We start from the raw sequence: 25,517 nt of genomic DNA, 5'->3' as shown, positions 1-25,517 counted from the left end.
CTTTTAGATTTTATTTAACGATCCCATTTCATGAACGTAGCCATGATCGTAGTAGATAATCCGACCATGGCAATGACAGTAAATGACCATCTCAAACCGGCTATCTCTGCGATAAAGCCGATCAATGGAGGACCGATCAGAAACCCAAGAAATCCAATGGTAGATACTGCTGCCAAAGCAACTCCAGGAGACATGGTTGTTGATTTTCCAGTTGCGCTGTATACCAAAGGAACAACAGAGGAAACGCCAAATCCTACGAGAAAGAACCCGATCGTTGCCGGTATCAATGTTGGAAATAAGACTGCGACAGATAATCCACTACAGATCACGATACCACTGATCTGCAACATCTGCTGTATACCAAATCTAGTAACCAGTTTATCGCCCACGAATCTACCTGTAGCCATCGTTCCCATAAAAACTGAGTACCCAAGTGTCACCAATTCCTGTGGTGCTTTGACCACCTTTTGAAAATAAACACCACTCCAGTCGAACATAGTTCCTTCACATACCAAGCAGCCAAATGCGATTAAACCTAATCGTAAGATGGTAGCATCCGGTTTAGCGAAGAGCGGTGTTTTATCTGCTGACTTGGCGTCTTCCGGCAAGATCTTTCCTTGTGCCAGTAATACAACCACTAAACAACAAATACAAACGATCATAAAATGATGCAAAGGCGCTATGCCTTGTGCAATCATAAATGTACCTACAGCTGCACCTGAAAATCCGGCCAAACTCCAGATGCCATGAAAAGTAGCCATGATGGATCGTTGGTATAATGATTCTACACCTACTGCTTGGGTGTTTGCTGAGATATTATATAGGTTCCCGAAAATTCCGAATACAAATAATACTCCTGCCAGTTGCCAGGTGGCACTTACCAACCCTATTAAGATCAATGTGAGTGGATATCCTACCGCAGCTATCGTGACCATGGTCTTACTGCTGAAACGAGTAACTGCCCAACCGGAAAGAGGGAGACTAAGCATCAATCCACAGGGTAAGGCTAATAATACAGCACCTAATCCTGCATCACTTAATCCTAGTTGTAACTTGATATCAGGTATCCGACTCGCCCAACTAGCGAAACAAATACCTGCCATAAAAAAGAAAACGGCGACAGAGATCCTGTTCACCTTGCGTGTTCGGCTTGCATGCATGTTGCAAAGATGATACAAAAACACAGGTTTTCCATCGCTAAATCACTACGGGGCTTGCGGGTTTTGGAGTATATTTGCGGCCTTGCGAGACTATGGTCCATAGACCATGGTCCATGGACTCAATAAAAAAATCTCTATGTTCCGTACACATACTTGTGGAGAGTTAAGAACCGGTGATGCCGGAAAACAAGTGACCCTGGCCGGCTGGGTACAAACCGTTAGAAAATTTGGGGCGATCACTTTTGTGGACCTGCGTGACCGATATGGTATTACCCAGTTATTGTTTGGTGAAGAACTCAATACCGAATTGGACGCTCAACCACTGGGAAGAGAGTTTGTAATACAAGCCACCGGTAATGTTGCAGAGAGAAGCAATAAGAATCCCAATATTCCAACAGGAGATATCGAAATACATATCAGCAGTTTTAAAATCTTGAACAAAGCAGCCGTTCCTCCTTTCACCATTCAAGATGATACTGATGGTGGCGATGACCTGCGTATGAAATATCGTTTCCTGGATCTTCGCAGAAATGCGGTTAAGAAAAACATCGAACTACGCTATGCTGTAAATAGAGCAGCGCGTAACTATCTCCATGAAAATCACTTCATGGATATTGAAACACCTTTCCTCATCAAATCTACACCGGAAGGGGCCCGCGATTTTGTGGTGCCATCCAGAATGAATCCGGGACAATTTTATGCTTTACCTCAATCACCACAAACTTTTAAGCAGCTATTGATGGTGAGTGGTTATGATCGTTATTATCAGATCGTTAAATGCTTTAGAGATGAAGATTTACGTGCTGATCGTCAACCTGAATTCACGCAGATAGATTGTGAAATGTCTTTTGTGGAGCAGGAAGACATCCTTACCATGTTTGAGGGCATGATCAAAAGTATTTTCAAAGAAGTCAAGAATATTGACTACACAGATAAGGTTGAACGCATGACCTGGGAAGATGCCATGTGGACCTATGGCAACGATAAACCAGATATCCGTTTTGGGATGCAGATCGCCAATCTGAAATCTGCTTTTCTAAAAGGCGGGAAGATCATTGCTACCGGCGAACTGATCAATGGTGCAGGGTTTGGAGTCTTTGATAATGCTGAAACAGTATTAGCCATTGCTGCTCCGGGTTGTAGTGAATACACCCGTAAACAAACCGATGAACTGACAGAATGGGTGAAGCGCCCTCAAATAGGAATGCAGGGGTTGGTATATATCAAGTGTAATGCAGATGGAACCTATAAAAGCAGCGTAGATAAATTTTATACGGAAGATAAATTGAAAGCGATCGCTGATGCAGCTGGTGCAAAAGCAGGAGATCTTGTATTGATATTGGCAGGAAGAGAAGAAAGAACACGTAAAGCCATTAGCGAACTTCGACTCGAAATGGGAAAACGTTTAGGGCTAAGAAAAGAAGATGAATTCAGATTATTATGGGTACTCGACTTCCCATTGTTTGAATATGATGAAGAAGGGAACAGATGGGTAGCTAGACATCACCCTTTTACTTCTCCCAAACCAGATCAGATCAGTGTGATGATCAATAACAATCCGGTAATTGAAAATGCGGATAAATATCTCGAACATCCTTATTCCAATATCAAAGCGAACGCTTATGATATGGTATTGAATGGTAATGAGATCGGAGGTGGATCTATTCGTATCTATCAGCGAGAGTTGCAAGAGAAAATGTTTGCTGCTTTAGGTATGAGTGAAGAGGAAGCGCAACATAAGTTTGGTTTTCTTTTAGGTGCTTTCGAATATGGTGCTCCTCCACACGGAGGTATTGCATTTGGCTTCGACAGACTTTGCGCAATTCTTGGTGGAAGTGAGAGTATCCGCGACTTTATAGCATTCCCTAAAAATAACAGTGGCAGAGATGTCATGCTTGATGCACCGAGCACTATTGATGCGCATCAGTTTGATGAATTACAAATTAAACTAGACCTCAAAAATTAGTATTTTTTTTAGCCGCAGATTCGCAGATTTTAAGTAGCGAATCTGCGGCTTACAATCAATCAAAATAGTCAGTCAATCTAATACTATGAAACAACTAACCATTTATCGAATACTGACTTACATCCTTATTCCGGTGGCCTGTTTCTTTGGGTTGATGGGTTTTCTGATTTTGATACCTGCCATCGGTAATCCACCCATGTGGTTCATGTTATTCATGTTTGCTAGCTTGGTCATTTATACTTTTTCGAGTCTTAAATTCATATCTAACGGAATTGAGAGAAACGCTCCTTGCAAAACCTCACTTCGTGATTGGATACGTGTGAATGCATTTGTTTGTTTGGGCATGGGCGCACTTTTCTTCTTAAATGCTGTTGGTATTTTTATGTTGGGGCCTGTTGCACTACAAGACTTTGTTGAAAAAGCCATGGAATCACAGCCTAATCTTCCTGAAGGAATAGATTCAGGCTTTTTCGTTTCTATTCTGCGTGGCGTTGCCGGATTTATGCTGGTCGTGAGTATTTTGATCCTTGTCCATGTGATCTTAGGTTTCAAAATGCTGAAAAAATTCGGACATCTTTTCAGCCAATCTACCCTATCCTAGTGATTGAGGATTAACAGCTGTAAAACATCTTTTCTTTTCTGTAATTTACAAGTGTGAATAGCAGTACACCATTAGCAGAAAGAATGCGTCCAACAACATTGGATGATCTTGTTGGGCAAGAACACCTGACCGGCAAGGGAAGTATTTTAAGAACCGCTATTGAGAACAAGCGTATTCCTTCTATGCTCTTATGGGGACCACCAGGCGTTGGAAAGACCACCATTGCCAATATCATCGCACATAGTTTACAAGCCCCCTACTTTCAACTGAGCGCTATTAGTAGTGGAGTGAAAGATGTACGGGAAGTCATAGAGGAAGCAAACCACAAACCCGGTGCGGTATTATTTATTGATGAGATCCATCGCTTCAATAAAGGACAGCAAGATGCATTGTTAGGCGCTGTTGAAAAAGGTATTATCACTTTAATTGGAGCAACTACAGAAAATCCATCCTTTGAAGTCAATAGTGCGTTGCTAAGCAGGTGTCAGGTGTATGTATTGAAATCTCTTCAGGATAATGATCTGATCCGTTTACTACAACATACGCTGCAAAAAGATGAACTACTGCATGATCTTTCCGTAGATATCAAAGAAACAACCGCATTGATCAATATCTCGGGTGGGGATGCAAGAAAATTATTGAACTTATTTGAATTGGTCATCAGCACAGAAGCCAGTCGTGTACCTCAGAAAAAAATCGTGATTACTGATGCACTTGTCATGCAAGTGGCTCAAAAGAAAATAGCCTTGTATGACAAACAGGGTGAACAGCATTACGACATCATCTCTGCTTTCATTAAAAGTATGCGAGGCAGCGATCCCAATGGAGCTGTCTATTGGTTAGCAAGAATGATCGAAGGTGGTGAAGATGTGAAATTCATCGCACGCAGAATGGTCATTTTCGCGAGTGAAGATATCGGTAATGCCAATCCAAATGCATTGTTATTAGCCAATACTACTTTTGATGCAGTGAATAAGATAGGCTATCCTGAAAGCAGAATCATCTTATCACAATGTGCTACCTATCTTGCATCTTCTGCAAAGAGCAATGCTGCTTATGTTGCCATTAATGAAGCCTTGGCTGCGGTTAGTAAGCATGGAGATCTTCCGGTGCCTATGCATATCAGGAATGCGCCAACACAATTGATGAAGAATATGGATTATGGAAAAGGATATCAGTACTCGCACATGGGTGAGGGCAATTTTATCCCACAAGAATATCTACCCGAAAAAATCGCAGGCACAAAATTTTATGAACCTGGCAATAATGCCCGTGAACTTGAGCTTCGGAAGTTTTTAAAAGATCGCTGGAAGGATAAATACAATTATTAAGTAATTCACCCCTCACCGGCAGGCTTTTACCGACTTATTAAAAGAACCCTCTGCTGAAAAAGCGCTTATACGTAGTTTTAAGACCCAATGCTAATATTATGAAAATCACAAAACGGTTATTGATCGCGGTAGTACTCATTACTTCCGGACTTTCCTCTTTCGCACAAACAACAATTCAGCGAGATCCTGAAATTGAAAAAATGGTCAAAGAAGTGAATGCTGATTCACTGAAATCATACATCCTGAAAATGGTCAGCTATGGTACCCGAAATACATTGAGTACGCAATCTGACCCCAATCGTGGAATCGGAGCAGCACGTAATTGGGTGTTACAGAAATTCAATGAGTTTGCTAAAAAATCGAATGGCAGGTTCTCTGCTTTTATCGATACCACTACACTTCAGCCAGTAGCTGGAAGCAGGGTTGAACGTACGGTCGTACTTGGTAACGTTGTAGGTATCCTCAAGGGAACGGATACCGCAGACAAAAGAATATTTGTGATCAGTGGTCACCTTGACAATATGCGCACCAATGTCAGAGACAGTATTGGTGATGCTCCCGGTGCCAATGATGATGCCAGTGGTTGTGCTGCAGTCATTGAATGCGCTCGCATCATGACGCAAAAAGGTTTTCCTGCCACCATCATTTTTGTTACTGTAAGTGGTGAAGAGCAAGGATTACTCGGTGCAAAATTTATGGCTACCAAGGCTAAAAGTCAGGGTTGGAATATTGAAGCGGTTTTGAATAATGATATCATGGGAAGTAATAATACCAGTGAAACCAATATCATTGACAATACTCGAATCCGTGTTTTCAGTGAAGGGCTTCCTGCTTATGAAACCGAGAAAGCTGCCAGAAATATTCGTCAGCTTGGTTTAGAGAATGATGGTAAGGCAAGACAATTGGCACGTTATGTAAAAGAGGTTGGCGAACGTTATGTAGATAATCTGGAAGTAGTAATGATCTATCGTAATGATCGTTTTCTACGTGGTGGTGATCATACTTCATTTGTAGAGCAAGGATATGCAGCTGTTCGTTTTACAGAAATGAATGAGAACTATTATCATCAACATCAGAATGTACGCGTTGAGAATGGTATCCAATATGGTGATTTACCTGAGTTCATGGATTTCGAATATCTGCGAAAGAATACCGCTATGAATTTAAGCAATCTGGCTAACCTTGCGAAAGCACCAGCTATGCCGGAAGATGTGAAGATCGAAACCAGACGACTAACCAATTATAGCTTATTGACCTGGGCTGCGCCGAAAACAGGAAAAGTAAAAGGTTATTATATCCTGATGCGTGAAACAACAAGTGCAGTTTGGCAGAAGAAAATATTCACGACTGATATAAGTTATCAACTACCCTACTCAAAAGACAACTATTTCTTTGCTGTACAATCTGTGAATGAATCAGGAAATGAAAGTTTACCTGTAGTGCCGACTCCCGGTAGGTAGAAATAAAATAGCCACAGATTCACAGATTTTGTTAATCAATCTGTGAATCTGTGGCTAAAAATAAAATACTACTAAGAACCCACTTTTGTCGGAATCATTCTCCCTGCCACTTTATCTTCTGCTCCGCGATTTCCTCCTTCATGGTATTCTGCATCTTCATTGACTTCCCAAACATCAAATAATTCATTACCGGCAATGATATTTTTTGCTGCTAACATTGCAGTCATCATGCTATGGTCCTGATTATTGTACTTATGCATTCCATTCCTACCCACTAAATACAACCCGGGATATGCTTTGATCCCTTCACGAACCAGTGCCACTCGCTCTTTATAGTCTTGATCATATACAGGATATGCTTTCGGCTGACGTACCACATAACCATCTACCACAGAAGTTCCTTTTGTCAAACCGATCTTTTCAATTTCTTTTTTACCCAGATTGATCAAATCTTCATCACTACTGGTCCATAATCCATCTCCTTCAAAACAGAAGTACTCCAACCCATAACATGACATAGCAGGATCGGGAACCATATATGGACTCCATGATTTGAAATTTTGCACACGACCCACTTTTACACTCGGGTCATGAATATAGATCCAGTTATCGCTAAAAGCATCTTCATCTTTACAGATCAATACCACTGTAAGAAAATCGCGATAAGACAAAGCAGCACCTGCTTCTAATACAGGCTTGGGGAATGCAGGTCGTACACTTGCGATCAGCTCTCTCATTGGTGCAGATGAAAGCACAAAATCAAACCCGTCTATTGCACCTTTTGATGAAGTATGGATCGTCCATTGCTGATTGATGTATTCGATCTGCTGAACGCCACAATTCATTTCTAATACCATCCCATTGGCTTTTGCTTTCTCAGCACATACTTCCCACATCATACCCGGCCCCTGCTTGGGATAACGGAATGAATCGATCAGGGTTTTGATCACTTTATCTTTATCGCCTGCTTTTTTGGATGGCTTGAATAAAGCATTCCAAATAGCACTGCTTAATGAAAGTCCTTTGATACGCTGTGCTGCCCAATCAGCGCTGATCTCTTTACAAGGAATGCCCCAAACCTTCTCAGTATATGTTTTGAAGAAAATATTGAATAGTCTTTTCCCAAATTGATTCGTTACCCAGTCTTCAAAATTGGTTGGATTTTTTATTGGGAAAGCTTTCGCTTTTAGATAGCTCAACACACATAAACCACTTTCAATGATGCCAAGTTTATTCAATGCCTCAAAAGCAACTAATGGATAAGAAAAGAATTTATGATTGTAATAAATTCTGGAGCTTCTGGGTCTCTCAAGCATTTCGTCGCCTAAGATCTCTGTCCAGAAATCTTCTACTTCTTTTGATTTTGAGAAAAAGCGATGTCCGCCAATATCAAAATGATATCCTTTATAAGACTCAGTTCTGGAAATACCACCTACATATTGCGGATCTTTTTCAAATACGGTCACTTGTTGTCCGTTTTTTGCCAACAAATAAGCTGCGGTCAATCCCGCAGGTCCTGCGCCAATGATGGCTATTCTTTTTTTCATATTCATGTAAAAAACAGGATAATTTTCCTGTTGCGCGTCAAAGTTGTGAAATAAATGTGGGACTACCATTATTTTTGCCCTCCATCATCATTTAATCATATCCATGAGCCAATATAACTGGTATTATAAGGTCTTTAAGGAATTAACACCCCATGAATTGTATGCGATCATGCACCTTAGGAGTGAGGTATTTGTGGTAGAACAGAACTGTCCATACCTTGATCCTGACGGAAAAGACCTATCCTCATGGCATTTAATGGGCTGGGATGGAAATAAATTGGTTGCTTACGCGCGCTTATTACCTGCCGGACTTGCATTCACCGAAGTTTCCATCGGGAGGGTCGTAAGCTCTCCTGCATACAGAGGAAAAGGCGCAGGTAAAGAATTGATGACAACCGCTATAAAAACCTGTAAAGATCTTTTTGGAGAGCAGCCAATCCGAATTGGAGCTCAGTTATACCTACAGAAATTTTATGAGTCACTTGGCTTTGTCCAAGTAAGTGAAATGTATCTCGAAGATGATATTCCACATATTGAAATGATAAGAGAAGTATCAAGCGAGAAATAACAAGAAAGAAAAAGTATTCGATTATTTTCTTCCTTGTGGCTTAGAATTCAATTCATCCTTTACAAACCTGGCTGTATGACTCTGTTTATTATGGATCATCTCTTCAGGTGTGCCTTCAAATAAGATCAATCCACCCCCATCACCTCCTTCTGGTCCAAGATCAATAATATGGTCTGCCACTTTTATTACATCCAGATTGTGTTCTATCACCAATACCGTATTACCTCTGTCTACTAGTTTATTCAATACATCCAGTAAATGCCTGATGTCTTGAAAATGTAGTCCGGTAGTAGGTTCATCCAATATATAAAAGGTCTTACCGGTATCTTTTTTTCCTAACTCAGTAGCCAGTTTTACACGTTGTGCCTCTCCGCCACTTAATGTCACAGCTGATTGTCCGAGTGTGATATAACCTAAGCCTACATCTTGTAATACTTTTATTTTTCGATACAAATAATGAACGGGTTGAAAGAAATCACAGGCTTCATCAACCGTCATATTCAATACATCACTGATTGATTTTCCTTTGTATCGAATCTCTAGAGTTTCTCTATTGTATCTTTTCCCATTACATTTTTCACAATGGACATAAACATCGGGTAAAAAATTCATTTCGATCACACGCATACCTCCACCTTCACACATATCACAGCGACCTCCCTTTACATTGAAAGAGAAACGGCCTGCATTATATCCCCTGATCTTTGCTTCCGGAACTGAAGCAAAGAGTGTTCTGATCTCAGTAAAAAATCCACAATAAGTGGCAGGATTACTCCTTGGCGTTCTTCCAATGGGTGATTGATCGATCTCAATGACTTTATCAATATGTTCTAAACCTTTGATGCTTTTAAACTCCATAGGAGTTACCCTGCTATTGTAACAATGCTTAGACAGCAATGGATATAAAGTCTCATTAATAAGCGTAGACTTCCCACTTCCACTTACACCACTCACGACAATGAGTTTACCCAATGGGAATTTTACGCTTACTTGTTTCAGATTATTACCTGAAGCACCTTTCAACTCCAATATTTTTCCGTTTCCTGCTCTTCTTTCCAAAGGCACTTCAATACTTTTTTTACCATTTAAGTATAAAGCGGTTTCGGAAGCACTTTTTAATACTTCGTGAGGAGTACCGGCAGCAACAATTTGTCCGCCATAACTACCGGCTCGTGGACCAATATCTACCAAATGATCAGCAGCCAACATAATATCTTTATCATGTTCTACCACCAAAACGGTATTACCGATATCCCTCAAATTTTGAAGTGCTTTGATCAATTGATGATTATCTCGTTGGTGTAATCCAATTGAAGGCTCATCCAATATATAAGTAATACCCTGTAACTGAGAACCAATCTGTGTAGCCAAGCGAATTCGCTGAGATTCGCCACCACTCAATGTTCTGGATGGACGATTCAGTGACAGATAAGTGAGTCCTACATCCAGTAAGAACTGAAGTCTTTCTCTGATCTCTTTCAGAATATCTTTTGCGATTACATTTTGTTTGGCATCCAATCGCTTTTCAATATCTGTAAACCACTGATAGAGTTTATCCAAGTTAAGATGACTGAGTTCTGCGATATTCTTCTCATTGACCTTGAACCAAAGACTCTCTTTTTTCAAACGGGCACCATTACATTCATTACAGGTTTTCAATTCCATGAATTGCTCTACCCATTCTCGTAAGGCTTCGCTACTACTGGTTCCGGTAAACCATCGCTTCAACATGGGTATGATCCCTTCAAATACTCCGTCATAAGGCATTCCGGTCGACACCTCATCCATATCTATGATCTCTTCCGTGATCCCATCAGGATTACCAAACAATAAAATATTGAGCGATTTTTCAGGAAGGTCTTTGATCGGTTTATCTAAGCTGATCTTATTTTTTTTAGCAAGGGTTTCTACATTCCGAAACATATAAGCATCACGTTGTTCCCCCAAGGGTGCTATACCTCCTTCCTTGATGGAGAGTGAACGATCAGGCAATACCGCTTCCATGCTGACAGAATATACATTACCTAGTCCTTTGCACACAGGGCATGCACCGTACGGTGAGTTAAAAGAGAATGCATTGGGCGAAGGCTCTTCATAACTGATACCTGTTTCTTCACACATCAGTTGCTTAGAATACTGAACGGTCTTTTGTGTATCATTCACCAATAAGAACATCAGATCCTTACCCATACGCAAAGTCTGCTGAACACTCTGGCTCAACCTAACTTTCATATCGGGTGTTACCTGTAACCGGTCTATTACCACTTCAATATCATGTATCTTATATCGATCAACTTGCAGTTTCGGTGTAAGATCAATGATCTCACCATCTACCCGAACTTTCAGGAATCCTTTTTTCCGAATATCTTCAAAGAGTTCACGGTAATGCCCTTTGCGTCCACGAATGAGTGGTGCAAGCAATGTGATTTTTTTCTGTTTGTATTTTTGAAAGATATTTTCGACGATCTCTTCTTCGCTGAATTTGACCATCTTCTTACCGGTATTATAACTATACGCTTCACCAATTCTTGCAAATAAAAGTCGCAAAAAGTCATACACTTCAGTAACGGTACCAACAGTAGATCTTGGATTCTTATTAGTGGTTTTTTGTTCAATAGATATTACCGGTGATAATCCGGTGATCTTATCTACATCCGGCCGCTCCATATCACCCATGAATTGACGTGCATAGGCGCTAAAGCTTTCCATGTACCTGCGTTGGCCTTCATTGTAGATGGTATCAAATGCGAGAGAAGACTTACCACTACCACTGACTCCCGTAAAAACAACCAATTTGTTTTTAGGAATGGTGATATCGATATTCTTTAAATTATGTTCGCGTGCTCCGAAAACGGAGATGGTTTCTTCCTGGTGTTGAACAGATTCAACGACTGCTTCCTTACTGATCTTTTTTGCCATGATGATAAGTAAAGATAAGAACATCTGATGAGCCATAAAGTTGAAACCGAACAGTTGTTAGGGAAAATTTTTAAAATTAAAACCCTTTGCTGTAAAGGGTTCTGGCGATTTAATATTTTTTTTCGAATCAGAATTTGGTAATTTGACAAAGCTGCTTATACATTTGCATTAGTTCTTTAAACAACAACTTATCAAGAAAGGCAGAGGGAATTGGCCCGATGAAGCCTTGGCAACCCATATCACCACTCGTTGATATGAAGGTGCCAAATCCGATTCCGTTGGTACAACGGAAGAAGATAAGTCAGAGTAAAGTTTGATTCATAACGGTTCGCCGTTCTACATATTTCAAGCTCATCTGACTTAACAGATGAGCTTTTTTATTGCTCCGCTGTTAAGTCCACTCCTTCTCGATCAGTTGCACAAAGACATTTTTAACAACATCATTCACCCTTTCGAAAGAAAGGAACAAAACTGTTTAACATGAGCAACGCAACACAACTCATTCACAGCATTCCTGTTGACCCGCAAACCGGCGCCATCTCAGTACCGATTTATCAAACTTCCACTTTTGTGCAGGATGCACCTGGTGTCAACAAAGGATATGATTATGCAAGAAGTGGAAATCCAACACGTGCGACTTTAGAATCGTTGATCGCTACACTTGAAAATGGACAGACCGGATTGGCTTTTGCCAGCGGATTAGCAGCCATTGATACTGTGATCAAATTGCTTAAAACAGGTGATGAAATAGTAGCAGTAGATGATATCTATGGTGGTGCATTTCGTTTGTTCAACAATGTGTACGAACAGTTTGGAATCAAGGTTCATTATGTTGATACCACAGATATTGCGAAAGTAGTGGATGCTATTACGCCTAAGACTAAACTGATCTGGTTGGAAACCCCTACCAATCCAACTCTTAAAATATCTGATATTGCTGCCATAGCACAAATCGCAAAAGCCAATGCCTGTTTACTTTGCGTGGATAATACTTTTGCTTCACCCGCCTTACAACAGCCTCTTTCATTGGGAGCTGATATTGTAATACATAGCGCTACCAAATATCTTGGGGGGCATAGCGATCTGATCGCCGGTATTGTGGTAGCAAAGGATAAACTGATCGGCGACAAATTGAAATACCTTCAAAATGCTTGTGGTGCGGTCTTGGGCCCTTTTGATAGCTGGCTGGTGATCCGTGGCATTGAAACCTTGCATTTACGCATCCGCCAGCATTGTGCCTCAGCATTAGAAGTAGCAAAATTTTTGGAACAACATCCTGCGGTAGACAAAGTGTATTATCCCGGATTAACCTCCCATCCGAATCATGACGTTGCAAAAAAGCAAGCAAAAGGTTTTGGTGGCATCGTTTCATTTTCATTGAAAGAGGATACTGAACAAGCCGCTATTGATTTTGTAACACAAACACAATTATTCAAGTTAGCAGAAAGCCTTGGGGGTATTAAAAGTCTCATTTCACATCCCGCCAATATGACCCACAAGTCAATACCTGCTGATAAAAGAAGGGCTGCGGGAGTATCCGACAGTTTGATTCGTTTGTCGATCGGTTTAGAAGAAACAGAAGATCTGATTCAGGACCTGGATCAAACTTTTCAAAAAATAATATCACGCAATCATAAATTCTCATTCACATTAACAGCATAATAAACTATGGAAGCTCACAAGCAATTAACGATTGGATTATTTGGATTTGGTGTAGTAGGCGAAGGTCTTTATAAGGTTTTACAAAAAACTCCATCATTAAAAGCATCAATTAAAAAAGTATGTATCCGCAATCCTGAAAAAAAGAGAGATGCTCCATCTTCTCTTTTTACAACTGATCGCACAGTATTGTTAAATGATCCTGAGATCAATGTGATCGTAGAAGTGATCGATGACGCAGTTGCAGCATTTGAAATCGTTTCAACAGCCCTTACGAATGGAAAAGCGGTGGTGAGTGCTAGTAAGAAAATGATTGCAGAGAATCTTTCTGCCTTATTACAATTACAGGAAGCAACCGGATTACCATTTTTATATGAATCCTCAGCCTGCGCATCGATTCCTGTGATCAGAAATCTTGAAGAATATTATGATAACGACCTGCTGCATTCTATTAAAGCGATCGTTAATGGATCCACCAATTTCATCCTTACTAAAATGTTTGAAGACAAACTCGATTTTCAATCGGCTTTGTTATTGGCTCAGCAACTTGGGTTTGCAGAGAGCAATCCCAAATTGGATGTTGAGGGATATGATGCTTTGAATAAATGGGTCATCCTATTGAACCATGCCTATGGTATCATAACCTCTCCGGAAGAATTGCTTTTTAGTGGTATCCAGAATATTCAGTTAAGTGATGCATTGGTTGCAAAAGAGAAACACTATGATATTAAATTAATTGCACAGGCAAAAAAACTGAAAAATGGCTCAGTGGCTGCTTTTGTATTGCCCCAGTTTGTAAGACAAGATGATCCATTATCCTTTGTAAAAAATGAATACAATGGAGTCGTTATCGAAAGCGGATTTGCTGATAAACAATTTTTTTATGGCAAAGGTGCAGGTAGCTTCCCAACAGCTTCTGCAGTATTGAGTGATATTTCTGCACTGAGATACAATTACAGATATGAATACAAAAAACTATACCATCATCAACCACATACATTAACAAATGAGTATTACTTAAAAGTGTATGTAAGTTTTGATGACTGGAAGTATATTCCCAAAGAAGATTTTGAATGGATCGAAGAATGGCATGCTGATGCTGAACGAAAATATCTTGTTGGCGTATTACATGTCAGCAAACTCACCGAAAATAGCTGGTGGAAGGAAAATAATACTTCACTCATTTTATCTACCGATCCTATCATAGACAATTTGGATATCATCAAACTCAAAAGGAAAAGTCTCGAATTGGCAGGAATTGTCTGATCCGCGTTGATGCAAAAGCGTTTTCCTTTTCTTAGCTTTGATCTATGACGCAATTAACAAAGAGAGCTATCTTGATTTCACTTGTTTTAGGGATCGTACTTTTTGTGCTTTCATATCAGCTAGGAAAGGAAAACGCTTTTTTATTGCTGAACAATGATCTTGGGACTATTGCAGATCATTTTTTCAGGTACTGGACTCATACAGCTGATGGCGCTGTATGGGTACCGATCACTTTACTGATTATTTTCTTTAAAAGAGACCAATTTTTACTCGTACTCAGTTCCATTGTTTTTTCGACTCTTTTTTCGCAATTGAGTAAAAATATTTTTTTCAAAGGAAGCCCTCGCCCCTCTTTGGCTATCTCAGATCATTCATTATTCCATAGTGTCAACGGGGTGGAACTACACAGTTTGAATAGTTTTCCATCCGGACATACCACTACCGCCTTCACCATATTTTTACTGGCCACTGTATTGATTCCTAGAAAATGGATCTTGCCTGTAGGGCTGTGCTATGCGATACTGGCGGGCTACTCTCGTATTTATCTGGCACAACATTTTCCGATAGATGTAGCAGGCGGGATCATTGCTGCGATCTTAACGATCTGTATATCAATATTTGTACAAAATAAATGGGCTAAGAATTGACAGTAAAGTCACACAGACTTTACCCATTATCTGATTAGCTTTGTCGTTCAACCTTCAGACATGATGAAAAAGACAATCTCTCTTCTGTTAATGCTTTGCGTGATACGATCTTTCTCTCAGGATACGACACAGCAAATCATGCCGGGCCGACAAAATGCCATTCACCAACAAGACAAACCATATGTGATCCTGATCTCTGCAGATGGTTTCAGAAGTGATTTTGCAAAAAAGTATCAGGCAAAAAATCTGATTGCTTTAGGTGAACAAGGAGTTGTTGCTGATTATATGCAGCCTTCATTTCCCTCTCTTACATTTCCCAACCATTATACGATCGTAACAGGCTTATATCCCGCACATCATGGTCTTGTAGATAATAGTTTTTATGACCGCAAGCGTCAACAGACTTATGGCATGCAGGATAAGAAAATGGTAGCTGACCCCTATTGGTATGGCGGAACACCATTATGGGTTTTGGCTGAGCAACAACAAATGATCGCTGCCAGCTTTTATTGGGTTGCTTCTGAAGCCCCGATTCAACAATTACCACCCACCTACCATTATTTCTATAATGAAAAGATCAGTATTGATCAAAGAATTGAAACAGTAAAAGAGTGGCTTGCTTTACCAAGAGATAAAAGACCTCATTTTATTAGTTTCTATTTCCCCGAAGTAGATCATGCGGCGCATAGCTTTGGGCCGGATAGTAAAGAAACAGCAGAAGCTGTTCAGTTTGTAGATGAAAGTATTGGCAAACTTCAGAAAGTTGCAGCAGCATCCGGACTACCTGTGAATTTTGTTTTTGTGGCAGATCATGGTATGGCTAAAGTAGATCAGCAAAATACCATTCCTTATCCTACCATCGATACTGCATTGTTTACGATCAATTCAGGGAGTGCGGTATTACAATTGTATGCGAAAGACAAAAATTCGATCCTACCTTTTTATGAGAACTTAAAAAAGAATGCGGTAGATTATGATGTGTACCTAAAAAGCACAATGCCTGCCAGTTTGCATTATAGCACGGATGATGATCGCTATAACAGAATTGGCGACATCATTCTTTTAGCACGATTACCCAAAGTTTTTAATCGGGGTGGACGACCTACCGGTCCGGGTAAACATGGCTTTGATCCTCATTATCCGGATATGCGTGCAAGTTTTCAGGCTTGGGGGCCAGCATTTAAAAAAGGTTTACAAATACAAGGATTTGAAAATATCCATGTATATCCATTGATCGCAGAGATACTCGGACTACAGTATGACGCAACTAAAATTGATGGAAAACTGGAAACGCTGAAGAAAATAATCAATACTAAATAATGAATGATCAATGTTGGCTTGATTTCACATTGATCATTCATCATTGATTATTCAATATTCTTTAGTCCTCCCAACGCCATTCACCCGCAATTTTCAGTGGTTCTTTCAGATTATTCTTTAATAGAAATTCTCTGGTTTCGGCGTCAGTGAAATGTTTGGCTTTAATGATATCAGCATCTGCAATACCATATAATAACATGGCATTGAATCGTACTGTGTTTTTCATTCCTTGTGGATCTACTAATTTAAAGTCATCACAATCTGCGTGATAACAAGGTCCGGCATTATTGGGTAACCTGCCCCCTGCCGCTCCGCCTGTAGGTACTCCATGTAACATGAACGGCTGATGATCGCTGTGTAGTCCAGCACCACTTCTGAATAAATTGGTAAAACTGGTATCAATACTTTTTGCAATGGCACCGATCGACTGAAACAATTCTTTGCTTTCTTCTGCAGTGGTTGAATATCCCTTAGGGTCATTGGTCATATCATAATTCAGCATATAACGCAACTGATCGATCGTTTTGTTCTTAATGGCTTGTTCTACATAAGCTTTTGATCCTAATAATCCTTCTTCTTCTCCCATGAACATAACGAACTCAATGGTTCTTTGTGGTTGTAGTTTTAGCACTTTGAAGGTGCGAGCCATGTCTAATACAGAGAAAGATCCGATACCGTTATCGATAGCACCTGTTGCCAGATCCCAGCTATCTAAGTGCCCACCAACTACGATCTTTTCATTAGGGAGTGTTTTACCTTTTATGGTAGCGATCACATTCCTGGCTTTGATCATGCCCGAGAAATTGGTCATTTTGATATGAGCATAATGCGTCGCTTTTGCTACTTCAGCTTTGAAAGCCATTCCATCCTCTTTACCAATACAAACTGCCGGAATAGGAATCAATTTACCTGTAACAGATGCTGTACCCGTTAACAGAATTCCCCCATCAGCGGTATTGATGATGATGATTCCTTTCGCACCATATTTGGTAGCCAATGCTGTTTTTTCAGAGCGATGCAAACTTCTGGTACCTTGTTTAGAGCCTGGCAACACACCTAAATAAACAAGCGCGATCTTTCCCGTTACTTTACCGGGATTTGCCAAATAATCTTCTTCTAATCCATTGCCCATATCAGCTACTTCCAGCGTAACATCGGCTGCTACGGGTGAATGAGCCAAGGAAACAGATTTTACTTCTTTTAAAGAAGATCGATCCGTACCGATCTGAATAGATAGGGTTCCTCTACTCCAGCTTTCTACTTCAAAAGGCTGATACTTCACATCTTTAAAACCATATGATTTCAGTAGGTTATATGCATATGCCTCGGCTTTCTCTCCATTTTTGGAGCCTGTAAGACGATGCCCGATGGTTTCGGTAGCTTCTTTTAAAGTACTATATGCTTTTGAACTTTGTTGTACTTCATCATTAATGGCTTTGAAAATTGTATTCCACTCTTGTTTTGCCTGTGCAATGACAACAGTATTGATTAACAGTATAGCTGTTAATCCGGTAGTGATTTTTTTGATCATAACAGGTATTTATGAACGTGGAATTTATAGATTATTACTGAAGATGAGGAGAATAATCTATGAATAGATCATTTACCCGATTTAACCGGTATTGGTCCGAACATCTATATAACCTGAGTGAATATGCACATATTTAATATCTTAGTCCCATATGAATAAACATCAAAGAACTTATTGGATCTTCCAAACAGCAGGCTGGTCACTCTACTGCTTGATCTATATTTTCTTTTATTTATCCATACGCGCTGCTCCTCAACCCTATTTTTTTGAACAATTACTTACACATGTTTTTATCGGGTTTTGGCTCACGCATATCATGCGCATGGTGATTCAGCGATTGAGGATCCTAAAACTCAGTTTACAAAAACAGATATTTTCGCTAACCGTTCTTTCCCTAGTATTTTCATTTTTTATCGGCGTCTGTATTGTAGCTACAGAATCATGGCTGGATATTCAATCGTTTAATCTCTCAGGATTCTCATTTTTAAATATAGCGATCCGATTTGCTTTTTCATATTTCCACTTTGTGCTGATCTGGAATCTTTTATACTTCACTTATCACTATGTACAAAAAACCAGAGAACAGAATATTGAACAGGCTAAACTCGAAAACCTATTAAGTGAACTGGAGATCACTACTTTAAAATCGCATATCAATCCTGAATTTTTATTCAACAGTTTGAATAGTATCCGTTCACTTGTTACAGATGATCCGGTGAGAGCTAGAAAGGCCATCACGATGTTGAGTAATATTCTACGTAATAGCATTCAGGTAGACAAAGCAGAAAAAACGCTATTCGAAAAAGAATTATCGATCATCAAAGACTATATCGCATTGGAGCAGATTCGGTTTGCAGATCAATTATTTGTTCAATACGATATTGAAGAAGATACATTAGACCAGCCTGTGCCTGCCATGGTGATCCAAAACCTTGTAGAAAAAGCGATCCGGCATGGTTTTGATGATCAGATCAAGACAGGTAGTATTGATATTTATTCTGAATACAAAGAGGACCTGCATTGTTTTGGCGTTATCAGCTCAGGAAATTTATCCAACTATCTGGAAATGGAAAATGAGCATCTGAGTGAGATCAGAAAACGCATCTACAGTGTATATGGACAAAAAGCCCGTATTCTGGTAGATACTCCTGAAGCTGGCATGATCAAGGCAGCGGTTTGTATACCCTTATAAAAAAAACTGATGCTAGGGTTGTAATTCATCTTTCTTCTGCAAATAGTCTTGCAATAAAGTTATCTGATTCTTGGCACGCTCGAAATTGTGTGCAGGGTATTGTATCTGATAATAAAGATCGCCGTTTAAGAAGTCTGTCATAAATCGTAGTGCCTGCATGTAGATCATGATAGCACCTGCATCAAAAAAAGAGTGCCGCTCTTTTTCTGTAAGTATATCTCCCATGCCTTTTGCATATCCATTTACAATGGCTTTATATATATCGCTACGCACCTGAATCAAACTCAAGTCTTGTTCTTCTTCATTTACGGGAGAAAGATAGGTTCTGAACATATCACCCAGATCACTGAAAAAATAACCAGGCATAACGGTATCCAAATCAATTACACATAGACCATTATCTGTAAGATCAAATAAAATATTACTGATCTTGGTATCATGATGTGTGACCCTGATCTTATAGTCTGTATCACTGAGCATATTCTTATAGGTCTGCTCAATGGATGACAATGATTGTAATTGAGTGATCCATGCACCAGCTTGCACGATACGATCAGCTAATCCATGTTGAAGCGACTGTTGAAATTGTTCATATCGAAAAGAAAGATCATGAAATCCCTTAATGGTTATATAAAGGTTTGAACAATCAAAATCCGCGAATTGTCGGGTAAAGTTACCAAACTGAAATGCCGCAGCTTCTGCTTGCCGGGCCGTTTCAACTACTGTGATTGTTTTTGAATCAGGTATATAGGAAAACAATCGATAAAACTCTTCTTTTATCTGCACCATGGTAGTACCACCCTTTGCCGGTAGCGGCATTGTGAATAGGTACTGAGGATGAACAGACTGGATAAAAGCACCTAATCGCTCTATATTTTGCTGAATGAACTGAGGCGTTTTAAAAACAGCAGTATTGATTCTTTGAAGGATCCATGCACGATCGCCGAGACTTAGTTTCCAGGTATGATTGATCAACCCATTACTGATAGTGATGATATCAACAGGTTTTTCATGTAAACCATATGCTTCTAAAACCGATATGGGAGGTGCAATATTTGTCATGATCTTTCATCAGAATTCATCATTCAAAGCAAATACAGGTTTACGATACATCCATTGTCCACCTGTGAAGTCCGGAAAAGGAATGGTTTGGTTACCCAAATCGATCGACTGTTCGCTTAATGGTGTAATAGCGCTCCAAGAGGCTGCATCATAGACATCCATAGGAGTTGGTTGTTTTCTTTTGATCGACTCAACAAATGAGTGGATCACAAAAAAATCCATACCGCCATGTCCGGCACCATCTGTTTCTTTACTCCATCTTTTCCATAACGGATGATCGTATTTATCGAGCCACTCTTTGCTATTATCCCATTGGTGTGCTTTAGCAGATTTTCCTTCCAGATAAATGCCTTTGTTAACATCCATCCAAATACCTTCTGTTCCCTGCACCCGAAATCCTAAAGAATAGGGTCTGGGCAAGTTTGTATCATGTTGTAATAATATGGTTTCGCCATTGGCACAAAGAATATTGGTGGTAACCACATCTCCCAACTTAAATTTCACTTTTGCGTTTGGATGATTCTCACCGCCATTTTTTACGATATGATTATGTAACCCTCTCGCTTTAGAAGCAAAAGAAGACAAAGAAATGAAGCGATTCCCGCGATTGATATTGATATAATGTGCAACCGGACCGATACCATGGGTTGGATATAGATCTCCATTTCTATTCACTGAATGTGCTGTACGCCATACAGCTTCAGAAAATCCTTTCTCCCCAAATTCTACACCATGACCATAAGGATGAACCCCGTCATTGAATTTCACTTCACGAAGATCATGCTGATAGCCTCCTTGTAAATGGATCAACTCACCGAATAAATTTTGTCGTACCATATTCAGTACCGCCATAACATCTCTTCTATAGCAAACATTTTCCAGCATCATAACATTTGCTTTCGCAGATTCAGCTGCACGCACAACTTCCCAGTGATCTTCTAAACTGATCCCGATCATTACTTCAGAACCGATATACTTAATACCTGCCTGTATCGAACCAATGATCATTTCTTTATGCCATTCCCAAGGGGTAGCAATAATGATTCCATCGAGCTGATGTGTTGTGATCATTTTCTGCCATGCATAAGCATCTCCTGTAAATATTTTAGGCATTGGCTTTCCACTCTTTGAGATCATTGACTTTGCTGACTCTAACATTTTATCATTGATATCGCAGATAGCAACAAGATCTGTATCTGCCCTGCGTAAAATCAAATCGAGGTGATTCTGTCCACGCAAACCTGTACCAATAATAGCAAGGCGAACTTTTTCTGCGGGCGTTGTGGCCTGTATCGCAATAGAGGGAAATGCAGTCATGGCAGCAGCCGTTAATCCGGTCTGTGCAATAAATTTTCTTCTTAACATGGCAGTCGTTTTTGGCAACCGCAATGTAAGGGATAAAAATAAAAATACTACGCTAAAGGATGAGAATACCTATCAGGGTTTAATACAAGTAACGGAACAAGTGCCCCATTGGTCACAAACAGCGGCCGGTTCCTCGCCGATACTACAAAAAGGCAAAATCTGATCACCGGTCGGGTTTTCTCTTGTAGTAAGATGGATACTCGTGATCACAAAATCTGATAATCCATGCTCTTTCATCAGTTGATCAAATGCCTGTAAGAGTTCAGTGGCGTGTCTATTGATAGTCTGAAGCTGACGCTTGGTGAATACCTGATCTGATTGCATGTTATTCAATTTTAAGCTTAAGTAAGTATCATCAGGAAAGATTTTGATCATGAATCTGGTAAAGTAAATCGAATCGCATACTACATTCTTTATATACACAGATGCATCTGTAAAAACCTATGAACAAAGTTATCCGTCCATCATACTGTCACTTCAACTATTAAATCAATAACCAATATCGACACATATAAATACACTACCGTTGTTTAAAAAAATCGCCTGTTCTTGTTGAACAGGCGATGTATGAATGATATTAATAACGATATCTAATTCTTCGGACGGAATGATCGAATGGGTGGAGATGGTTCTTTCTTTAGTTCAATTCCTTGTGTAGGCATCAAACGTAAAGCTTCTTGTACAGCTCGCTCCAGTTGCGGATCACGACCTTCAATGATCGCTTTTGGATCATGGAATACTTCAATATCCGGGGCTACTCCTTCAGCTTCCACGGCCCATTTCCCATCAGTATCAAAAAAGCCACCTCTGGGTGCTACCATTCTTCCTCCATCAATAAATGGTGGCGTATCCCAAGTACCAACCAATCCTCCCCATGTTCTTGTACCCACTAATGGTCCTAATTTCATTTTTCTGAACATATAAGGTAACAGGTCACCGCCTGAACCAGCATTCTCATTAATGATCATCACTTTAGGTCCCCAGATACCAGCCATCGGAGTTGTAGACACGCGATGTCCTTCTACCCTATTATTGAAATATCCTTGCAACTTTCTACTCATCACATCGATCATATAGTCAGCTGCAGATCCACCTCCGTTGTTTCTTTCATCAATGATCGCACCTTGTTTATCTTGTTGTGAAAAATAATAACGATTGAATGAAGTATATCCAGGATCACCTGTATTGGGTACATATACATAAGCCAATTTTCCACCTGAAAGCTCATCCACTTTTCTACGATTTCCCTCTACCCAATCTCTCGAGCGAAGTGCACCTTCATTGGCTATAGGAACTACTGTAATCAATTGTGAGCCTTCCCAAGTAGGTTTACTGTTCACTCGAATCTTGATTTGTCTATTTGCCGTACCCTCAAACAAGCTATACAGATTCATGGACGCATCTAGTTTTTGTCCATTCACTTCCAATAAATAATCTCCTGCTTTTACATTGATCCCCGGACCACTTAATGGTGATCTTAATTCAGGGTTCCAATTTTCACCGGTATATATTTTCTTGATTTTGAAATAGCCATTTTCGACTTGATAATCCGCTCCTAATAATCCACCCGGAATTGTAGGTACATCGGGGAAGTCTCCACCATTCACATAAGAATGTCCGACAGCGACTTCTCCACTGATGATATCAATGATATAATTCAAATCTGATCTGTGTTTCACATGTTTTACCCAAGGTTTGTACCAATCATAGATCTTATCCCATGGAGCACCATGTACGTTATCCACGTAGAGAAAGTCTCTTTGTAAACGCCAGCCCTCTTTGTAGATCTGCTCAGCTTCTTTACCCGGATCTACATACACTTTCATTCCATCTGTTGCTAAGCGACCTTCCCCCGGACGAGGTGCTACAGCGGTACCAACGATATACCAACCTGGTCCTGAGCGATACAATAAATTTTTGCGGTCTTCACTCGTCGTTGCAGCATTGACAGATCTTGCGAACTCGGTTGTTTTCTGATCTTTAGTACTGTATCGGTTCAAAACAAGACCCGGCTGATTAGGAACACTTTCCAAATAGAAAACGGTACCATCCGGGCCTGCAATCAATCCGGTATAATCACGCATCGGTATGTTCGCTGCGATGATGCGTTGATCTAAGCCTTCAAAATCAATTTTAACCTGTACCCCTTTTGATGCAGTAGCAGGTTTGGTTTGCTTGGCAGCAGTATCGGCAGGATTCTTAACGGGCTCATCATCACTTTTTGGTTCGAATGGAGATGGCACATCTTTACTAAGTACTGCGATATACAGTGCGCGTGTAACAGGATAGTTATAATTACTCATATCCAACCAACCGGTTGCTAAACCAAAATCTGTGCTAGCCAAAAAGTATAAATATTTTCCGCTTTCATCCCACTGCGGATCAATAGCATCGGATAATCCATTTGTGATTTGCTTACTAACACCCGTTTCCAGATTATACACTTTCACAGCTTTGAACTGATTGTTTTGTATTTGTACATAAGCAATCCATTTACTATCCGGCGACCAAACAGGTTTCATGGTTCTATTGGGATGCGCATAACGATCTGTATCCACTTTTTTGATGGCACCTGTTTTCACATCCATATACCAGATATTATAATCCGTATCTGTAAATGCGATGTATTTACTATCCGGCGACCAAGCTGGTGTGAAATAAAACTTCTTATTAGGAATAGGAAAAGCTTGCGCCTCCTGTAACCCAAATTGATCTTTTACCATTAACTGATATTCACCACTTGCATCAGAAAACCACGCGATCTTTTGTCCATCAGGCGACCAAACTGGAGCTCTGTCTGCAGCTCCTGTTGAGTTTGTGATATTTCTCCAATCGCCATTTTCCTTCGGAACAGTGAATATCTCACCCCTACTTTCAAATAATGCACGTTTTCCTGTTGGAGATAAACTAGCGTTGATCAAATTAGCACCGGTCAGGTTATTCCAACGTGCACGTCCCCAATTCAAATCACCTTTGACATGTATTTCCAGCTTTTGTGTTTTTTGTGTAGTGATATCGTAGCTATGCAAATAACCTCCCTGCTCATAGATCAATTTGTTATTAGCGGCTGAAACATTCTTGATATCAAAATCTTTATGGAACGTGATTTGCTTTTGCACTTTTGTCTTTGGATCATAAGACCATACATTATTAATATAGTCTTGTTCAGATAAGAAATATAAAATACCATTGTTCCAGGTGGGACTGCTATGTCTTTCTTTATCACCTTGTTTGGTTTTAATGGTTTCAAAGGTTTTCATATTGAATAACCAGATAGGCTGCGCCTGTCCACCACGATAATTTCTCCATTCAGGATCCCATAAGCTATAAGGTAAGAATGCCATGGTCTGGCCATCGGGAGACAGAGTTCCGGAAAAGCCAAAAGGCAAAGGCATTGCAGTAGGTGTACCTCCTTTGATATTGACAATAAAGAATTTTGTATTCACCGTTGGGTATCCTTCCCTTCCTGAAGTAAAATAAATGCCACTTCCATCAGGTAACCAACCATGAACTACATCAGCACCGGGGTGCCATGTCATTCTTTTGGGTTCACCACCATCAATGGATACAACATAAACATCAAAGTTTCCATCATACTGACCTGTAAAGGCCACCCATTTACCATCGGGACTAATTTTGGGATTTAATTCTGTTCCAATAGCAGATGTTAATCTACGGGCATCACCACCGTTAATATTGGCAACCCAAATATCATCTGCATGAACAAAGACGATATGATCTTTACTGGCATTGGGTTGACGTAGTAACATCGTTCCCTGAGCCAATAAGGTACTTCCTGTGCATAAGAGCACGAATAATGAGAGTATCTTATGGATACCCGAACTCTTGTTTTTCATATGGTTTGTTTTCTGATAAGCAATTGGTGAATAGCCCCTTAAATTACTAAGGGGAATTAGAGAATA

Annotated in this window: 18 protein-coding genes and 1 riboswitch; of the genes, 10 read left to right on the top strand and 8 right to left on the bottom strand. The window is 40.0% G+C overall.

All coding sequences use genetic code 11. From position 1 onward, the window contains the following. Positions 1-14: 14 nt before the first annotated feature. Positions 15-1,160 (bottom strand): MFS transporter, encoded by a 1,146-nt coding sequence (locus ABXG83_RS00210; protein WP_353549508.1) that lies wholly within the window; start codon positions 1,158-1,160, stop codon positions 15-17. Between the two features lie 136 nt (positions 1,161-1,296). On the opposite strand from ABXG83_RS00210, the gene aspS reads away from it, so the two are divergent. The 4 genes from aspS (at position 1,297) to ABXG83_RS00190 (ending at position 6,518) form a co-directional block, all read left to right on the top strand. Beyond that, entirely contained in the window at positions 1,297-3,126 is a 1,830-nt protein-coding gene (gene aspS / locus ABXG83_RS00205; RefSeq protein ID WP_353549507.1) for an aspartate--tRNA ligase, read from the top strand. Positions 3,127-3,211: 85 nt separating this feature from the next. Further along, entirely contained in the window at positions 3,212-3,727 is a 516-nt protein-coding gene (locus ABXG83_RS00200; protein WP_353549506.1) for a hypothetical protein, read from the top strand. A gap of 83 nt (positions 3,728-3,810) precedes the next feature. Beyond that, positions 3,811-5,058: a replication-associated recombination protein A gene (locus ABXG83_RS00195; protein WP_353550747.1), complete on the top strand. Its 1,248-nt coding sequence runs from the start codon at positions 3,811-3,813 to the stop codon at positions 5,056-5,058. A gap of 98 nt (positions 5,059-5,156) precedes the next feature. Continuing rightward, positions 5,157-6,518 carry a M28 family metallopeptidase gene (locus ABXG83_RS00190; RefSeq protein ID WP_353549505.1) on the top strand — a complete coding sequence of 454 codons (1,362 nt, stop codon included), beginning with the start codon at positions 5,157-5,159 and terminating at the stop codon, positions 6,516-6,518. Positions 6,519-6,589: 71 nt separating this feature from the next. On the opposite strand, the gene ABXG83_RS00185 is transcribed toward ABXG83_RS00190, so the two are convergent. Beyond that, positions 6,590-8,065 carry an NAD(P)/FAD-dependent oxidoreductase gene (locus tag ABXG83_RS00185; protein WP_353549504.1) on the bottom strand — a complete coding sequence of 492 codons (1,476 nt, stop codon included), beginning with the start codon at positions 8,063-8,065 and terminating at the stop codon, positions 6,590-6,592. 103 nt (positions 8,066-8,168) lie between these two features. Here ABXG83_RS00185 and ABXG83_RS00180 point away from each other — a divergent pair, with 103 nt between their 5' ends. Continuing rightward, the gene (locus ABXG83_RS00180; protein ID WP_353549503.1) at positions 8,169-8,633 is read left to right on the top strand and encodes a GNAT family N-acetyltransferase; all 465 of its coding nucleotides are present in this window, start codon (positions 8,169-8,171) and stop codon (positions 8,631-8,633) included. Between the two features lie 21 nt (positions 8,634-8,654). On the opposite strand, the gene uvrA is transcribed toward ABXG83_RS00180, so the two are convergent. Further along, entirely contained in the window at positions 8,655-11,552 is a 2,898-nt protein-coding gene (gene uvrA, locus ABXG83_RS00175) for an excinuclease ABC subunit UvrA (RefSeq protein WP_353549502.1), read from the bottom strand. A gap of 185 nt (positions 11,553-11,737) precedes the next feature. Next, a riboswitch (SAM riboswitch) is annotated at positions 11,738-11,855 on the top strand. A gap of 177 nt (positions 11,856-12,032) precedes the next feature. On the opposite strand from uvrA, the gene ABXG83_RS00170 reads away from it, so the two are divergent. The 4 genes from ABXG83_RS00170 to ABXG83_RS00155 are packed head-to-tail and all read left to right on the top strand — an operon-like array spanning position 12,033 to position 16,444. Beyond that, on the top strand, positions 12,033-13,214 hold the full coding sequence (locus tag ABXG83_RS00170; RefSeq protein WP_353549501.1) for a cystathionine gamma-synthase: 1,182 nt from the start codon (positions 12,033-12,035) through the stop codon (positions 13,212-13,214). A gap of 6 nt (positions 13,215-13,220) precedes the next feature. After that, entirely contained in the window at positions 13,221-14,477 is a 1,257-nt protein-coding gene (locus ABXG83_RS00165; RefSeq protein WP_353549500.1) for a homoserine dehydrogenase, read from the top strand. Positions 14,478-14,521: 44 nt separating this feature from the next. After that, positions 14,522-15,124, top strand: a complete 603-nt coding sequence (locus ABXG83_RS00160; protein ID WP_353549499.1) for a phosphatase PAP2 family protein — start codon at positions 14,522-14,524, stop codon at positions 15,122-15,124. A 60-nt stretch (positions 15,125-15,184) separates the two neighbouring features. After that, positions 15,185-16,444 carry an ectonucleotide pyrophosphatase/phosphodiesterase gene (locus tag ABXG83_RS00155; protein ID WP_353549498.1) on the top strand — a complete coding sequence of 420 codons (1,260 nt, stop codon included), beginning with the start codon at positions 15,185-15,187 and terminating at the stop codon, positions 16,442-16,444. 61 nt (positions 16,445-16,505) lie between these two features. Here ABXG83_RS00155 and ABXG83_RS00150 read toward each other — a convergent pair whose 3' ends face one another. After that, entirely contained in the window at positions 16,506-17,975 is a 1,470-nt protein-coding gene (locus ABXG83_RS00150) for a M28 family peptidase (RefSeq protein ID WP_353549497.1), read from the bottom strand. Between the two features lie 151 nt (positions 17,976-18,126). Here ABXG83_RS00150 and ABXG83_RS00145 point away from each other — a divergent pair, with 151 nt between their 5' ends. Further along, positions 18,127-19,167, top strand: coding sequence for a histidine kinase (locus ABXG83_RS00145; protein WP_353549496.1), 1,041 nt, complete (start codon positions 18,127-18,129; stop codon positions 19,165-19,167). A gap of 12 nt (positions 19,168-19,179) precedes the next feature. Here the strand turns inward: ABXG83_RS00145 and ABXG83_RS00140 are convergent, their stop codons facing one another. The 4 genes from ABXG83_RS00140 to ABXG83_RS00125 form a co-directional block, all read right to left on the bottom strand. Beyond that, positions 19,180-20,229: an aminoglycoside phosphotransferase family protein gene (locus tag ABXG83_RS00140; protein ID WP_353549495.1), complete on the bottom strand. Its 1,050-nt coding sequence runs from the start codon at positions 20,227-20,229 to the stop codon at positions 19,180-19,182. A 9-nt stretch (positions 20,230-20,238) separates the two neighbouring features. Next, positions 20,239-21,594, bottom strand: a complete 1,356-nt coding sequence (locus tag ABXG83_RS00135; protein WP_353549494.1) for a Gfo/Idh/MocA family oxidoreductase — start codon at positions 21,592-21,594, stop codon at positions 20,239-20,241. Between the two features lie 72 nt (positions 21,595-21,666). Further along, the gene (locus ABXG83_RS00130) at positions 21,667-21,969 is read right to left on the bottom strand and encodes a hypothetical protein (protein ID WP_353549493.1); all 303 of its coding nucleotides are present in this window, start codon (positions 21,967-21,969) and stop codon (positions 21,667-21,669) included. Positions 21,970-22,184: 215 nt separating this feature from the next. Further along, positions 22,185-25,451, bottom strand: a complete 3,267-nt coding sequence (locus ABXG83_RS00125) for a PDZ domain-containing protein (RefSeq protein ID WP_353549492.1) — start codon at positions 25,449-25,451, stop codon at positions 22,185-22,187. Positions 25,452-25,517: the final 66 nt, after the last annotated feature.

This window comes from Sediminibacterium sp. KACHI17 (assembly GCF_040362915.1).
Classification (GTDB): domain Bacteria; phylum Bacteroidota; class Bacteroidia; order Chitinophagales; family Chitinophagaceae; genus Sediminibacterium.
This window is presented reverse-complemented; position numbering and strand designations above follow the sequence as displayed.